We start from the raw sequence: 16,162 nt of genomic DNA on the forward strand, positions 1-16,162 counted from the left end.
CGCTTCCACGAAACGAAACATTTTGCAGGGTACTCAGTACGCGCTGAAACATGACGGCATGTTTATTTCCATACATGCTGACAACACAAGACCAGGTGTTGAGCAACCCAGCCTGCATGGCAGATACCCGGAAGAAGATATCTGCCATTTTCATTTATTACACATCCAACAACAGACGTGTCGGATCTTCCAGCAATTCTTTAATTGTGACGAGGAACCCGACGGATTCACGGCCATCAATCAGACGATGGTCATAAGAAAGTGCCAGATACATCATCGGCAAAATTTCTACTTTGCCGTCAACCGCCATCGGACGATCTTGAATTTTATGCATCCCAAGAATCGCAGCCTGAGGTGGGTTGATGATTGGCGTTGACATTAAAGAGCCAAAGACACCACCGTTGGTCACGGTAAAGTTACCACCCGTCAGTTCTTCTACGGTTAATTTACCGTCCCGGCCTTTTTCTGCCAGTGCTTTAATGCCTTTTTCGATCTCAGCAACACTCAACATATCGCAGTCTTTCAGAACAGGCGTCACCAGACCACGTGGCGTTGACACAGCAATACTGATATCAAAGAAGTTGTGATAGACAATATCACTCCCATCAATGGAAGCATTCACTTCAGGATAACGCTTCAGTGCTTCTGTGACGGCTTTGATGTAGAACGACATAAACCCGAGACGGATATCATGTCTCTTCTCAAACAGATCTTTGTACTGTTTGCGCAGATCCATGATGGGTTTCATGTTGACTTCATTGAATGTCGTCAACATAGCTGTACTGTTTTTCGCTTCCAGAAGCCGCTCGGCAACCCGCTTACGTAAACGAGTCATCGGAACGCGTTTTTCGCTTCTTGCAGCGGCAGGGACAGCAACCGACTCCGGTTGATCCGCAGTCGCATCTTTTGACGCTGACGCCAGATATGCTTCAACGTCTTCCCGGGTAATACGCCCACCAACACCGGAACCTTTCACCTGAGACACTTCAAGGCCGTGCTCTGCCATCAAACGACGCACCGCAGGACTCAACGCATCATTGGTCTCTTCATTCAGGTTCGCTTTATGGCGTTTGTCCGGTGAAGGCTGTGTTGACGTGGTTTTCTCAGACGTTGGCTCACCGGCAACAGCACCGGGCTTAAGCTTCCCTAGCAATTGCTTTGATGTCACCGTGGCACCTTCATCCTGCTCAATCGATTCAAGCACGCCCGATTCTGGCGCTGGTACTTCTAAAACAACTTTGTCTGTTTCGATTTCAACGAGGACTTCATCACGCTCAACCGCATCACCCGCTTTTTTATGCCAAGTTGCTACGGTTGCATCTGCTACCGATTCAGGTAAATCCGGAACCAGAATTTCAACTGTCATACCTATTTTTCCTTTTATTTCTAGTTCTTAATCTAGTTTCAACGCATCATCAACGAGCGCTTTCTGCTGTTTCAAATGGACCGACATATAACCAACAGCCGGAGAAGCCGAAGCAGGACGTCCTGCATATTTCAGTTCAGCGCCGGCAGGAATTGCAGCTCGGAAATTATGTTGGCTACTGTACCATGCGCCCTGATTCTGTGGTTCTTCCTGACACCAGACATAATCCACAACATTGGTATAAGGGGCTATTGCTGCCTGAACATCTTCCAATGGGAATGGATACAATTGTTCGATACGGACAATTGCGACATCACCTTGCTCATTACTACGCCGCTGTGCCAGCAAATCGTAATAAACTTTACCCGAACAGAAGACAACGCGCTTCACCTGAGCTGCATCAAGTTCATCAACTTCCGGAATCGCCGGCTGGAAAGTACCGCTTGCCAAATCGTCCATCGAAGATACACATAACGGGTGCCGTAACAGGGATTTAGGCGACATCACAATCAAAGGACGACGCATCGGACGAATCACTTGACGTCGTAACATGTGGTAAACCTGAGCCGGTGTCGAAGGCACGATCACCTGCATATTTTGCTCAGCACAAAGTTGCAAGTAGCGTTCGAGACGTGCGGAAGAGTGTTCCGGTCCCTGACCTTCATAACCATGAGGTAACAGCATAGTAATACCGCATAAGCGGGCCCATTTCTGTTCACCAGAAGAAATGAACTGATCAATCACAACCTGAGCACCATTGGCGAAATCACCAAATTGCGCTTCCCAGATCGTTAGGCCGCCGGGTTCAGCTGTCGCATAACCATATTCAAAAGCCAGTACAGCTTCTTCAGACAACACAGAATCAATGACTTGGAATGGCCCCTGATTACTGTGAAGATTCTTCAGCGGAACATAGGTACTTGCGTCATTTTGGTTATGAAGAACAGAGTGGCGGTGGAAGAATGTTCCCCGTCCTGAATCCTGTCCGGAAATACGGATTCGGTGACCATCATCAACCAATGTTGCATAGGCCAGAATCTCTGCCATCCCCCAGTCCAGTAATTTCTCACCGTTAATCATCGCCAGACGGTCAGTGTAAATCTTCTCGACCCGGCTTTGCAGTTGATGACTTTCCGGATACAAGCAAACACGTTTGCCAATATCTTTCAGCCGCTCGAGGTCAAACTCGTTTTTCCACGTTTCATCCCACTCATGAGACAAGTAGGGTGACCAGTCAACTGAATGCATTGCCATCGGACGCCATTCTTTGACAACCACTTCACCATGGTCCAAAGCATCCCGGTATTCGTTAACGGCCTGAGTGACAAATTCAGCATCAATATCCTGACGTTCAATCAGCAAATCACCATATAATTTACGTGGTGTCGGATGCTTTTTAATTTTTTGGTACATCAGAGGCTGAGTCGCATTCGGCTCATCTGCTTCGTTGTGACCATGACGGCGATAACAAACCAGATCGATCACCACATCCTGACGAAACGTATTCCGATAATCCAACGCAATATGGGTGACAAATGCAACCGCTTCCGGATCGTCGGCATTGACGTGGAAAATCGGCGCCTGAACCATTTTTGCAATATCAGTACAATACATGGTCGAACGCGTATCTCGTGGATTTGAGGTGGTAAATCCGACCTGATTATTAATCACGATACGAACGGTACCACCGACCTGATAACCACGCGCCTGAGACATATTAAATGTTTCCGCAACCACGCCCTGACCAACCACAGCAGAGTCACCGTGAATGGTAATCGGCAGTACTTTTGAACCATCTTTATCACCCAGACGATCCTGACGAGCCCGTACCGACCCCATCACAACAGGGTTAACGATTTCCAAATGGGACGGGTTAAACGCCAATGCTAAATGGATGTTTCCACCCGGGGTGGCAAAATCAGCAGAGAATCCCTGGTGATATTTCACATCACCGGTTCCCCATGTTTCATCATGCTTACCCGCAAACTCATCAAATAAATCCTGAGGACGCTTGCCTAAGACATTGACCAGCATGTTCAGACGCCCACGGTGAGCCATCCCAACAACCGCTTCGCGCATCCCCTGAGAACCGGCACGACGGATCAATTCTTTCATCATTGGAATGAGTGCATCACCGCCTTCGAGAGAGAAGCGTTTTGCGCCGGGGAATTTTGCCCCCAGATAGCGCTCTAGCCCCTCAGCAGCAGTTAGCTCCTCAAGGAAAGTAATTTTCTCTTCTTTAGTAAAGGACGGCTGGCCGACAACCGACTCCAGACGCTGCTGAATCCAGCGCTTTTGCTCGGTATTGGTCATGTGCATATATTCAGCACCGATAGACCCGCAATAGATTTGATTCAGAGACTCATATATGTCCTTGAGCTTCATGGTCTCCTGACCTATCGCAAAAGAACCGACATTGAATGTCTCTTCCATGTCTTCGGGGTTAAGATTATGAAATGAGGGGGCAAGCTCAGCCACTACCGGCCGCTGCCATAGACCGAGAGGGTCTAACTGAGCTGCTTCATGACCGCGAAAGCGGTACGCATTAATTAACTGTAATACTTTTACTTGTTTTGCATCGACATCGGGGTCACTAACTTGGACATTGTAATGCTTTGTCTCTTGAGCGAGTCGACGGAAGTAGTCACGGACACGTGAATGCGGTTGTTCAACCCCATTGCTATCGTCAGGGCGAGCAAGCCCTTCAAAAACACGTCTCCACTCCTCACTTACCAGGTCGGGATCACTTAAATAGAGTTCGTAGATATCTTCTACGTACGTTGCATTGGCGCCAGCCAAGTGTGAAGACTCGAGCCATGCCTTCATCACGCCGTTGTGCATATTTTCCCTTTACCAGTAGTTTTCACGTTTTGCTACGGTCTACGCCGTGCTCTGAAAATGCAGGTCCGAAGACCTGCAAACCATCATTTAAATGGAACGTTTGATCAACATTGATTTAATATGACCAATTGCCTTCGTTGGATTGAGACCTTTCGGACAAACACTGACACAATTCATGATGCCATGGCAACGGAAAACACTAAACGCATCATCAAGATTAGACAAGCGTTCATCTGTTGCCGTATCACGACTATCAATTAACCAACGATAAGCTGCCAACAGTCCGGCTGGTCCGATGAATTTATCCGGATTCCACCAGAACGAAGGACAAGAAGTCGTACAGCATGCACACATAATACATTCATACAATCCATCCAAATGTTCACGCTCTTCAGGAGACTGTAAGTTTTCTCTGGATGGCGGTAAATTCCCATCGGCAATCAGATAGGGCTTCACTTTGGCGTAATTGTCGTAGAACTGTGTCATATCAACGATCAAATCCCGAATGACCGGCAACCCCGGTAACGGCCGAATGACAATTTTATCGCCAGACAGGGCTGATAACGGTGTAATACAAGCCAAGCCATTTTTGCCATTCATGTTCAAACCGTCAGAACCACAGACGCCTTCCCGACATGAACGACGAAATGCAATCGAAGGATCCTGCTCTTTCAGCTGAATCAATGCATCTAGTACCATCATATCCGAACCTTCAGGAACGTCCAGCGTATAGTCCTTCATATAGGGCTTTTTATCCACATCCGGATTATAGCGATACAGAGAGAAGTTAAGCTTCATCACATTGTCCTCCCCTTAGTATGTACGAATCTTTGGTGGAAATGCATCACGATGAACCGGTGCCATATTGACATCACGTTTGCTCATCTGTTCAGTTTCCGGGTTATAAATCGAGTGGCATAACCAATTCGCATCATCCCGATCAGGATAATCAAAACGAGCATGAGCACCGCGACTCTCAGTCCGGTAATTGGCAGCAACAGCCGTTGAATAAGCAGTTTCCATCAAGTTATCCAACTCCAGACACTCAACACGCTGCGTATTAAATTCACTGGATTTGTCTGCAAGATGGGCTTCTTTCAAACGTTCACGGATCGCTTTTAGTTCTTCCAGGCCGTCAGCCATCGCATCCCCTTCACGGAATACCGAGAAGCTATGCTGCATACAAGCTTGAAGATCTTTGCGGATTTGTACCGGGTCTTCGCCACCTTTGCTGTTTTCCCAGCGCATATAGCGAGACAGCGAAGCTTCAATATCTGATTCACTCACATCACGCGCTTCAGCCTGAGCCGCTAATGTTTCACCCAGATGCAGACCAGTTGCACGACCAAAGACCACTAAATCAAGCAGCGAGTTCCCACCAAGACGATTGGCACCATGCACAGAAACAGATGCAATTTCACCACAAGCGAATAAGCCCTGAACATCAACATCACGGCCAGAAGCATCTTGTTTCAATGCTTGCCCGGAAACCTGAGTCGGAACCCCGCCCATCATATAGTGACAGGTTGGAATAACCGGAATCGGTTCTTTCACTGGATCCACATGTGCAAATGTCCGGGAAAGTTCACAAATCCCCGGTAAACGGGATTCCAGAACTTCTTTACCCAGATGGTCGAGTTTCAGTTTGATATGCGGTCCCCATGGGCCGTCACAGCCACGCCCTTCGCGAATTTCAATCATCATTGAACGGGCAACAACGTCACGCCCCGCCAAATCTTTCGCATTCGGTGCGTAGCGCTCCATGAAACGCTCACCATCTTTATTCAGTAAGTAACCGCCTTCGCCCCGGCAACCTTCAGTTACCAAAACACCGGCACCGGCAATCCCGGTTGGATGGAATTGCCACATTTCCATGTCTTGCATCGGAACACCGGCACGCAACGCCATCCCAACACCGTCACCGGTATTAATATGAGCATTGGTTGTCGAAGCGTAGATGCGTCCCGCACCACCGGTTGCCAGAATGGTTGCTTTCGACTTGAAGTAGCACACTTCACCCGTTTCCATACACAACGCAGTACATCCCATCACGACACCATCTTGGTTTTTCACCAAGTCCAGTGCATACCATTCTGAGAAGATAGTCGTTTTATGTTTGATATTCTGTTGATACAGGGTATGGAGTAAAGCATGACCGGTTCGGTCTGCAGCGGCGGCAGTTCTTGCCGCTTGCTCACCACCAAACTCTTTTGACTGACCGCCAAAAGGACGTTGATAGATAGAGCCATTTTCAAAACGGGAAAACGGCAGCCCCATCTTTTCTAACTCAATAACAGACTCAGGGCCGTTTTTACACATGTATTCAATCGCATTTTGGTCACCGATGTAATCGGAACCTTTGACAGTATCGTACATATGCCATTGCCAATTGTCTTGATGCGAATTTCCTAGCGCTACGGTAATACCACCCTGTGCAGATACAGTATGAGAACGGGTAGGAAATACTTTAGACAGCAAAGCACAAGACAGGCCTTGCTCTGAAATTTGTAGTGCTGCTCTCATGCCCGCACCACCCGCGCCGATCACAACGGCGTCAAACTCTCGAACTGGAATAGTCACTTAAGCACCCCACAATACAAACAGGCCAGAGAAAAAATATCCGAATAGCACAGCAATTACGGCAAGCTGCAACAAGCCACGTAACGGTGTGGATTTCACATAATCCGTCAGAACCTGCCACAAACCGATCCAGCCGTGAATCAGAACGCTCACGAGGGCAATCATTGTGAAGACTTTTGTAAACGTACCACTCCAGAAATCAAGCCATAGTTGATAGGTAATATCACCGGAGAAAGCAAAAAAACAAACAAGATAAACGGTATACAGGGCCATCAGAATTGCGGTTGCACGAACGAGTAAAAAGTCGTGAACCCCATTACGCCCTACAGATGAAACATGCTTTACCATACCATGACTCCTGCAAGCAGAGATAAAACGACTGTCACGGCAAAGGTAATTTTTGCCGTTTGAGTACCAGATTCCAACTCTTCAAAATAACCAAGATCCATGATCAGATGGCGAATACCACCGACAATATGGTAAGACAATGCTGTTAGTATCCCCCACAGGATAAACTTCACAAAGAAGCCACCTACAAGTTCAGATGCATATTGAAAACCTTCCGGAGAAGATAACGAAACAGACAACAACCACAACAAAATTCCGATAGCTACAAAAGTGATTACACCTGAAACACGATGAAGAATAGATGCAATCGCAGTGATCGGAAAGCGGATGGTCTGCAAATCAAGATTTACGGGTCTTAAATTTCTTTCTTTCACAGGCTTGCTCACTCAGCTCCCCATTGAGCATTATTGTTATAAACGAAGAGTCAGCCCTAACTGATAAGTTTTAACAATATTTATACAACTATAAGTAGGAAACGGACAAAAATTGATAAAAAGTTGTTAAAATTTGGTTAAGAAATGTAACATAATTTTCTTACTGGTCACTTCTTATACAGTCCAGACTGACTGGATTCCCAGCCAATATAAGGCTCGCAACATTCTAATACAATTGACGTAACAATTTTTGCTACATAGAACATATTTTTAACTTAATTCGTGTAAAAAACGCAATTGAGTGCACACATCACAGGAGAAGAATTGACTTTAATAAAATCCGGAGTTAAATATTCATTCGCAAACATCCTGGACGGATTAAATAATAAACAAAGGAGATTGTTATGGCAGATAAGAAAGCGACCCTTCATATTGAAGGTAAAGCGCCAATCGAACTGCCAATTATCAACGGTTCTATGGGACCCGAGGTAGTTGATGTTCGAAAACTGGGAGCCAATGGGTACTTTACTTATGATCCTGGTTTTCTTGCCACTGCATCTTGTGAATCTCAAATCACCTATATCGATGGTAACAAAGGTGTGCTACTACATCGTGGTTATCCTATCGATCAATTAGCGAATAACGCAGACTACCTGGAAGTTTGTTATATTCTTCTTTATGGTGAAGCCCCAAACAGGAAGCAATACTCAGAGTTTAAAAAGACAATTTCGCGCCATACGATGGTTCACGAGCAAATCGCTAGCTTTTTCCACGGTTTCCGACGAGATGCTCACCCAATGGCGGTCATGGTAGGTGTTGTTGGTGCACTTGCTGCGTTCTATCATGATTCTCTAGATATCAACAACGACAGTCACCGGGAGATCGCTGCGTACCGTCTTCTCTCAAAAATGCCGACACTGGCATCTATGTGTTATAAATACTCTGTCGGTCAACCATTCATTTATCCTCGCAACGACTTAGATTATGCGGAAAACTTCCTTCATATGATGTTCGCAACACCATGTGAGGAATACGAAGTAAATCCAATTGTTGCCCGGGCAATGGATAAAATTTTCACCCTGCACGCTGATCATGAACAGAATGCTTCAACGTCAACAGTCCGTCTGGCCGGTTCATCCGGTGCAAACCCATTTGCATGTATTGCAGCGGGGATTGCATCGTTATGGGGGCCTGCTCATGGCGGTGCAAACGAAGCGTGTCTGCGAATGCTTGAAGAAATTGGTAGTGTCGATCGCATTCCTGAATTCGTTGCCCGGGCAAAAGATAAGGACGACCCATTCCGTCTGATGGGCTTCGGTCACCGGGTTTACAAGAATTATGATCCGCGTGCAACCGTGATGCGGGAGTCTTGTCATGAAGTTCTGAAAGAACTGAATATCGACGATCCATTACTGGATGTTGCCATGGAATTGGAAAGAATTGCTTTGTCTGACGACTACTTTGTCGATAAGAAACTTTACCCGAACGTTGATTTCTATTCAGGTATTATTTTAAAAGCAATCGGTATTCCTATTTCTATGTTTACTGTGATTTTCGCAATGTCGCGCACCATTGGCTGGATTGCTCACTGGAATGAAATGCACAGTGATCCTGAAAGTCGAATCGGTCGCCCTCGTCAGCTTTATACCGGATATAAACTTCGCGATTTTTCACCACTACACGAACGTGAATAATAAAATCCAGATGTTTGCATAAATCAAAGGGCAGGTTGATAAAACCTGCCCTTTCGAGTCTTAGGCCATCAATTTAGACTGGGTTGTCAATATCGACAAATTCCACGGTCAGATTATGAGTCTGGGACAACCACTCCCCTAATGCCTTGACACCATAACGTTCGGTAGCATGATGTCCGGCAGCAAAGTAGTGAATTCCCTGCTCTCGGGCGCTATGTGTGGTTCGCTCAGAAACCTCCCCTGATATAAAAGCATCCATCCCCTTGGATGCAGCCAAATCAATGAAGTCTTGTCCGCCACCGGTACACCACCCCACGGTAGATATCAATTGATTCTCACCTGACGCGATATGGAGCGGTTCCCGCTGTAATACGGTAGAGATTCTCTGCCGCAGGTCTGCGCCACTCATCGGCTCCTTAAAAGTCCCATACATCGCGACTGACTGCGCATGGCCTTCCAGCCCACCCATCACATCAATTCCTAATAACCGGGCAAGACAAGCGTTATTTCCCAGTTCAGGGTGAATATCCAGCGGCAAATGGTAAGCATACAGATTGATGTCCTGCTGAATTAATCGGCGAATCCGTTTTCCTTTCATCCCCCGAATCGGTTCGGGTTCCCGTTTCCAGAAATAACCATGGTGTACCAGAATGGCATCGGCTTGCAGATCTATCGCCTTTTCAATCAATGCCTGTGAGGCTGTCACACCGGTGACAATTTTTTTGATTTCGGAGCGACCTTCAATTTGCAGCCCGTTCGGACTGTAATCCTGAATTAAATCGGGACGCAGTTTCTCATTGAGTAATGCTTCAAGCTCAAGGTTATTCATGATTCTTCCCGCTGTTGTTGTTCTTTTGATGTTCGTGCTAGGCAGGCTACAATGACACCTAAAATACTTCAAGAGGCATTGATAATGGATTTAACCGCAATTGCCCGATGGATCTGTGAGACGCCCGGATTGTTTCTGGCCGAACCTCCGGTAGCGTCATATTCACCGTTTACAGAATCCGCGCGCGCTACTATCTCATTGTCAGCACTCCCCAATCAGCGGCTCGGGCTGCTCTATCAATCGGTCTGTTCAGCCCTGTTTGCATCCAGCCCGACTTATGCACTCGCCGCAGAAGAAGTGCAGATTATTGATAACGGCAAAACGCTGGGTGCCATCGACTTTATTCTCCATAACCGGCAAACATCACAGCAGGAACACTGGGAAGTCGCAATCAAATTCTATCTGCTCCATCAAGGACACTGGTTTGGTCCGAATGCCAAAGATCGCCTTGATATCAAACTTAAACATATGCTCAATCATCAATTACCACTGTCTGCGCACCCTATTGTGATCCAGCAATATCCACAATGGCAGGTGACATCTCGACACCTTCTGATGCAGGGGCGGCTGTACACCAACCCATTTACGGATGAACCAATTCCTCAGGATTGTCTGGGTTACGCCCTGAATCCAACGCAAATTCAAGGTCACTGGTGCTATCAGGCTCAGTTGCACCTGATCGGTGAACCACTCTATTTACTGGAAAGACATCAGTGGATGACCGGCCGGACAGTAACCAACCTTCGTTACCAACCAGAGACACTGGAACGGGCGGTTCATTGTCAGTCAGAAAGCGGGGTATTCTGGTTTATTGTGCCGGATAGCTGGCCACAGTAAATGATGCTTATTTGTTCAGAATCTTATGCAATCATAAGAACTGAACTTATACTTTGCTCATTAGGTTCAATCATCTCAGAAATCAGCAACACGCATCAAAGGAGAAGAACATGTTCGACCACCTCAGTACCTACGCTATCGACTATGAGGCAACCAAAGCATTTTATGCAGCGGCCTTTGCTCCTCTCGGCTATGGTCTGCAAATGGAATTTGTCGCTGAATGGAATGAAGAATTTCCCCAACAGCGTATGTGTGCATTCGGGCCACAAGATAAACCCGCTTTCTGGATTATCGAGACCAAAGCGTCATTTACCCCACGCCATATCGCCTTTTCAGCGTCTTCACGTCAACAGGTTGATCAATTTTATGACCAAGCAATGGCGCATGGCGGTCAAGACAATGGTAAACCGGGACTTCGCCCCATGTACCATGAACACTACTATGGTGCCTTTACACTGGATCCGGACGGAAACAATGTAGAAGCGGTCTGTCATGAACCGGAGTAGTTCGCCTGTTGTTTGCATTACAGAAAATTGCCATGCGGGAGAAACATCAAGGGCGTACCGAAGCACGCCCTTGTCTATTTGATAGCTATCCTGATTAGCAACTAAACCCCTGCATCGGCAAAGACTTGATTCACTATCTCCTGAGCTTCTGATTCGATCTGTTTCAGATGGTCTTCACCTTTGAAACTCTCACAGTAGATCTTATAAATATCTTCAGTTCCCGAAGGACGTGCAGCAAACCAGCCAAATTCCGTGGTCACTTTCAGGCCACCAATGGCGGCACCATTTCCCGGCGCATGGGTCAGCCGTGCCGTAATCGGGTCTCCGGCCAGCGTCTGGGCGGAAACCATTTCCGGTGATAGTTTTTTCAGGACATCTTTTTGTTGACCGGATGCAACAGCCTGTAGACGACTATATTTCGACTCGCCGTGTTTTGCAGCCAACGCTTCATAATATTGCTGAGGATTTTTCCCGGTGACTGCGGTTATTTCAGCAGCCAATAAGCAGAGAATAATGCCATCTTTATCCGTCGCCCACGGGGTTCCGTCAAATCTTAGGAAAGAGGCACCGGCACTTTCTTCACCGCCAAAGCCAAACTGTCCTGAGAATAGCCCATCGACAAACCATTTAAAGCCCACGGGGACTTCACACAGCGTTCGACCCAAATCAGCGACAACCCGGTCAATCAATGCACTGGAAACCAAAGTCTTGCCAACTGCAACATCCGCTTTCCAATCGCGGTGGCGATACAAGTAATCAATACATACTGCCAGAAAGTGATTTGGATTCATCAAGCCTTTTGCTGTCACAATCCCATGGCGGTCATAATCCGGATCATTACCGAATGCCAGATCGTATTGATCTTTCAGTGCCAGTAATCCCGCCATCGCATAAGGCGAAGAGCAATCCATCCGGATCACGCCGTCTTTATCAAGCGGCATAAACCGAAACGTCGGATCAATCGCCTCATTGACTAACTCTAAATTCAACTGATACGTTGCTGCAATTTTCCGCCAATATTCAATACCACTGCCTCCGAGTGGATCGACGCCAATTTTCAGGTTAGCCTGTTGGATTGCAGACATATCAATCACATTCACCAGGTCATCAACATATGGCGTCACTAAATCCTGTTCAACATAGCGTTCTGATGCCATTGCTTGCTGGAGCGAAATCTGTCTGACAGCTGTCATCCCATCGGCAATAATTTCATTCGCCCGATTTTCAATCGCTTGCGTAACCTCACCTTCAGCGGGTCCGCCATGTGGTGGATTATATTTGATCCCGCCGTCTTGGGGTGGGTTATGAGATGGCGTAATCACAATCCCATCCGCTTTTTGCTCGTGCTTGCGGTTATAAGTCAGAACCGCGTGAGAAACACCCGGAGTCGGTGTATACCCCTGCTCAGCCTGAACAATCACCTGAATATCATTGGCGATTAAAACTTCAACAACACTGGAAAATGCACATTCCGATAACGCATGGGTATCTTTGCCAACAAAAACAGGGCCTGAGATACCAGCCTGACGTCTTACTTCAGCAATTGCTTGTGTGATCGCCAGAATATGATTTTCATTAAACGAAGATTTTCCGGAGGTTCCCCGGTGCCCGGACGTACCAAACTCAACTTGATGCGCCTTTTCGTCTGCATTGGGCTTCAGGCGGTAATAATCAGATACAAGCACAGGGATATTTTGCAAATCGTCATGCTGTGCTTGCTTTCCAGCTCTCGGGTGAATAGCCATATGACATCCTTGGTTTCAAATAACAGTTCTCAATACATACAGTATTTCAAAGAATGGTGTCTCAAATATAAGAAAAAAACCTCATCAGTGGTGATGAGGTTATCAAGCTTTACTTAAATTGAAAGCGTCACTTTGTCGATCAGATCGGCCGGAAAATTCATCCGCGTCATAACCTGCTCAAGCATCTGTTGTTTACGACTGGTATTATTGTTGGTAATCACCCAGAAAGGAGTATTGGGAATCGCTTTCGGTTTCGTCGTGTTACCGCTTGCCAACAAGGTTTCCTCATTGTCAGCAAAGTAAACCCGTTTTCGGCCTTTGACTTCCATCGCTTCGGAAAAACTCACCGAATCAATACGATAAAGCGTAGAAAGAACCAACATGAAACGATCAATCACTTTTTTCTGAGCTGCAAATTCATCGGAAATCAACAACTCACGAATCACCTGAACACCCGATAACTGTGGTTCTCTGCCTGCATCTTTACTGACAACGATGCCTTGAGTACCAGCCTGTTCTTGCGGGTGCACCGGTTCATTAGGCGCGGATGGAGCAACGTGAGAAACAGGCAGAGACGGATTTTCCTGACCATCGACATTCAACAGCCGACGTAATATATCCGATGCACTCTCACCGATGTGGCATGTCTGACTCGCAATGTAACGGTATAATTCCTCATCAACCTCAATTGTTTTCATTCGCTTTTCACAATCTCTATGTTTAAACTCTTTGGGATTATAGCGAGATCTTTTACGATACACCACGATAAACCGAATACAAACAGAGAAAATGTCGACACAACTTCACTATAAAATTGAAGGGGATGGATCACCGATTATCCTGTTACACGGGCTGTTCGGCAGCTTGGATAATCTGGGTTTGCTGGCCCGTGACCTAAAAAATGACTATCAGGTCATTCGTCCCGACTTAAGAAACCATGGGCTTTCTTTTCAAGCGACAGCGCATGATTATGAGCTGATGGCTGAAGACGTTGCCAGCCTGATCCGGTCACTTGATCTCCCACCGGTGATATTAATCGGTCATTCCATGGGCGGGAAAGTTGCCATGAAGCTGGCAGCACTCAATCCCCAGCTCGTCAGCAGATTAGTCATCATCGATATGGCTCCGCTAAAATACCACCAGCGCCATCACGATGACGTATTTGCCGGATTATTCGCTGTACTGGAGAAACAACCGCCAGACCGGGAAACAGCGATGCAAGTTCTTGCACAACACATTGAAACAGAATCGGTTCGCCAGTTTTTAGGCAAATCACTATACAAAGACGGTGACAAAATGACATGGCGTTTTCAGGTTGAAGCACTCTATAACAATTACCAACATATTCTTGACTGGCAGCCTGTTGAGCCCGTAGAAATCCCGACCCTATTCTTGAAAGGCGGAGATTCAGACTATATTAATTCAGATGCTCAAGGTCCGATTCTGGAACAATTCCCTCATGCAAAAGCACATATTATTGCGAACGCAGGGCATTGGCTCCATGCAGAGAAACCTCAGGACGTGTTGAGAGTTATCCGTAAATTCTTAACTCAGTAATAACGAGATCCATCCATCAATCACTTCCTGATGGTGCATTAACTTTAATGAACAACAGTGGTATAGTTCGCGCAATCATCAGATCGAAATGGGCACTGATTCACTCAATCCAGCTCATGCGATAACGAGTCGCACATGATGGCACAATCATGCAGAGATGAATTTTCAGGGTTCCATCCCATAAGTAGACGACATATATATAGGGTAATGATTTTATGGCAAGTGTAGGTATCTTCTTTGGTAGTGATACAGGTAATACTGAAGCCGTTGCAAAAATGATTCAAAAGCAACTGGGTACTAAATTAGTTCATGTGCAAGACATTGCGAAAAGCAGTAAAGAGGACATTGACAACTTTGACCTATTGCTGTTTGGCATCCCCACTTGGTACTACGGCGAAGCACAGTGCGATTGGGATGATTTCTTCCCGGAGCTTGAAGGGATTGATTTTTCAACAAAGCTGGTTGCAATTTTTGGCTGTGGCGATCAGGAAGACTATGCTGAATATTTCTGTGATGCGATGGGAACAGTCCGAGATATCATTGAAAGCAAAGGGGCAACAATTATTGGTCACTGGCCGACAGAAGGCTATGAGTTTGAAGCATCTAAAGCATTGGTGGATGAACAACATTTTGTCGGCCTGTGTATTGATGAAGATCGTCAGCCGGAACTCACTGAAGATCGAGTGAATCGCTGGGTCAACCAAGTCTACGATGAAATGTGTCTTTCCGAGTTAGAAGACTGATTTTTGTCGATAAAAGACCTGCGCTCGTCATGAATGACCAAATTTTGGTCAATCTTTAACAGTTCAGGTCTTTTTATTTATCGGTGGATCTTATAAAGTGCAACTATCACTCGCATCTATATGTGGATAAACCGTACAGTCTGTCACGCTCTCTGAATGATACAATACCCTTTAAAAGTTAGTGGTTTATTGTTGGCGATGACTAACCTATAATGACTGAAATCATAAAACGCTGTTACTGATGCAGATCATCAACAGGAAAATATATGTCTGATAACAACCAAGCACTCAAGGATGCGGGCCTGAAGGTCACTCTCCCCCGGTTAAAAATTCTCGAAGTTTTGCAGCAGCCGGAGTGCCAGCATATTAGTGCTGAAGAACTGTATAAGAAATTGATAGATCTTGGCGAAGAGATTGGTCTGGCTACTGTTTATCGTGTTCTAAACCAATTTGACGATGCCGGTATCGTAACCCGCCACCATTTTGAAGGCGGAAAATCGGTGTTTGAACTGTCAACACAAGAGCACCATGATCACCTTGTTTGCCTCGATTGTGGAGAAGTGATTGAATTCTCTGATGAAGTGATTGAGGAACGTCAAAGAGAAATCGCCTCTCAATACAATGTACAACTGACAAACCACAGTCTTTACCTTTATGGCAAATGCCGTGAAGGGGGTTGTAAAGATAACCCTAACGCTCATAAACGTAAATTTTAAACCTAAAAAAACCACCGATGAATCGG

Annotated in this window: 15 protein-coding genes; 6 read left to right on the forward strand and 9 right to left on the reverse strand. The window is 46.2% G+C overall.

Annotated features, from left to right (window positions below):
- Nucleotides 1-157 precede the first annotated feature (157 nt).
- The 6 genes from odhB to sdhC all read right to left on the reverse strand — a co-directional run bounded on the left by odhB (nucleotide 158) and on the right by sdhC (nucleotide 7,521).
- Nucleotides 158-1,366 (reverse strand): 2-oxoglutarate dehydrogenase complex dihydrolipoyllysine-residue succinyltransferase, encoded by a 1,209-nt coding sequence (gene odhB / locus VR7878_RS04610; RefSeq protein WP_077333827.1) that lies wholly within the window; start codon nucleotides 1,364-1,366, stop codon nucleotides 158-160.
- Nucleotides 1,367-1,393: 27 nt separating this feature from the next.
- Entirely contained in the window at nucleotides 1,394-4,207 is a 2,814-nt protein-coding gene (sucA, locus tag VR7878_RS04615) for a 2-oxoglutarate dehydrogenase E1 component (RefSeq protein ID WP_077333829.1), read from the reverse strand.
- Nucleotides 4,208-4,294: 87 nt separating this feature from the next.
- Nucleotides 4,295-5,005, reverse strand: a complete 711-nt coding sequence (locus VR7878_RS04620) for a succinate dehydrogenase iron-sulfur subunit (protein ID WP_077333831.1) — start codon at nucleotides 5,003-5,005, stop codon at nucleotides 4,295-4,297.
- 15 nt (nucleotides 5,006-5,020) lie between these two features.
- The gene (gene sdhA / locus VR7878_RS04625; protein ID WP_077333833.1) at nucleotides 5,021-6,787 is read right to left on the reverse strand and encodes a succinate dehydrogenase flavoprotein subunit; all 1,767 of its coding nucleotides are present in this window, start codon (nucleotides 6,785-6,787) and stop codon (nucleotides 5,021-5,023) included.
- On the reverse strand, nucleotides 6,788-7,135 hold the full coding sequence (gene sdhD / locus VR7878_RS04630) for a succinate dehydrogenase, hydrophobic membrane anchor protein (protein ID WP_077333835.1): 348 nt from the start codon (nucleotides 7,133-7,135) through the stop codon (nucleotides 6,788-6,790). It abuts the gene before it with no gap.
- Nucleotides 7,129-7,521 (reverse strand): succinate dehydrogenase cytochrome b556 subunit, encoded by a 393-nt coding sequence (gene sdhC, locus VR7878_RS04635; protein WP_077333837.1) that lies wholly within the window; start codon nucleotides 7,519-7,521, stop codon nucleotides 7,129-7,131. The genes sdhD and sdhC overlap by 7 nt, the downstream gene beginning before the upstream one ends.
- 392 nt (nucleotides 7,522-7,913) lie before the next feature.
- On the opposite strand from sdhC, the gene VR7878_RS04640 reads away from it, so the two are divergent.
- The gene (locus VR7878_RS04640) at nucleotides 7,914-9,203 is read left to right on the forward strand and encodes a citrate synthase (RefSeq protein ID WP_077333839.1); all 1,290 of its coding nucleotides are present in this window, start codon (nucleotides 7,914-7,916) and stop codon (nucleotides 9,201-9,203) included.
- A 73-nt stretch (nucleotides 9,204-9,276) separates the two neighbouring features.
- Here VR7878_RS04640 and VR7878_RS04645 read toward each other — a convergent pair whose 3' ends face one another.
- Complete coding sequence (locus VR7878_RS04645) at nucleotides 9,277-10,032, reverse strand: Nif3-like dinuclear metal center hexameric protein (RefSeq protein WP_077333841.1); 756 nt, start codon at nucleotides 10,030-10,032, stop codon at nucleotides 9,277-9,279.
- Nucleotides 10,033-10,116: 84 nt separating this feature from the next.
- On the opposite strand from VR7878_RS04645, the gene VR7878_RS04650 reads away from it, so the two are divergent.
- Nucleotides 10,117-10,869 carry a DUF1853 family protein gene (locus VR7878_RS04650; protein ID WP_077333843.1) on the forward strand — a complete coding sequence of 251 codons (753 nt, stop codon included), beginning with the start codon at nucleotides 10,117-10,119 and terminating at the stop codon, nucleotides 10,867-10,869.
- Between the two features lie 110 nt (nucleotides 10,870-10,979).
- Entirely contained in the window at nucleotides 10,980-11,375 is a 396-nt protein-coding gene (locus VR7878_RS04655; protein ID WP_077333845.1) for a VOC family protein, read from the forward strand.
- Between the two features lie 101 nt (nucleotides 11,376-11,476).
- Here the strand turns inward: VR7878_RS04655 and pgm are convergent, their stop codons facing one another.
- Together pgm and seqA are read right to left on the reverse strand one after the other, a co-directional pair.
- Nucleotides 11,477-13,120, reverse strand: a complete 1,644-nt coding sequence (gene pgm / locus VR7878_RS04660) for a phosphoglucomutase (alpha-D-glucose-1,6-bisphosphate-dependent) (protein WP_077333847.1) — start codon at nucleotides 13,118-13,120, stop codon at nucleotides 11,477-11,479.
- 113 nt (nucleotides 13,121-13,233) lie between these two features.
- Nucleotides 13,234-13,818 (reverse strand): replication initiation negative regulator SeqA, encoded by a 585-nt coding sequence (gene seqA, locus VR7878_RS04665; RefSeq protein WP_077333849.1) that lies wholly within the window; start codon nucleotides 13,816-13,818, stop codon nucleotides 13,234-13,236.
- A 91-nt stretch (nucleotides 13,819-13,909) separates the two neighbouring features.
- Here seqA and VR7878_RS04670 point away from each other — a divergent pair, with 91 nt between their 5' ends.
- The 3 genes from VR7878_RS04670 to fcrX all read left to right on the forward strand — a co-directional run bounded on the left by VR7878_RS04670 (nucleotide 13,910) and on the right by fcrX (nucleotide 16,136).
- On the forward strand, nucleotides 13,910-14,677 hold the full coding sequence (locus VR7878_RS04670) for an alpha/beta fold hydrolase (RefSeq protein ID WP_077333851.1): 768 nt from the start codon (nucleotides 13,910-13,912) through the stop codon (nucleotides 14,675-14,677).
- Between the two features lie 215 nt (nucleotides 14,678-14,892).
- Complete coding sequence (gene fldA / locus VR7878_RS04675; protein ID WP_077333853.1) at nucleotides 14,893-15,420, forward strand: flavodoxin FldA; 528 nt, start codon at nucleotides 14,893-14,895, stop codon at nucleotides 15,418-15,420.
- A 266-nt stretch (nucleotides 15,421-15,686) separates the two neighbouring features.
- Nucleotides 15,687-16,136 (forward strand): ferric iron uptake transcriptional regulator FcrX, encoded by a 450-nt coding sequence (gene fcrX, locus VR7878_RS04680; protein ID WP_077333855.1) that lies wholly within the window; start codon nucleotides 15,687-15,689, stop codon nucleotides 16,134-16,136.
- The last annotated feature ends 26 nt before the right edge of the window (nucleotides 16,137-16,162 follow it).

Origin of the sequence: Vibrio ruber DSM 16370, from assembly GCF_900163965.1 — a bacterium.
GTDB classification, from domain to species: Bacteria; Pseudomonadota; Gammaproteobacteria; order Enterobacterales; family Vibrionaceae; genus Vibrio; species Vibrio ruber.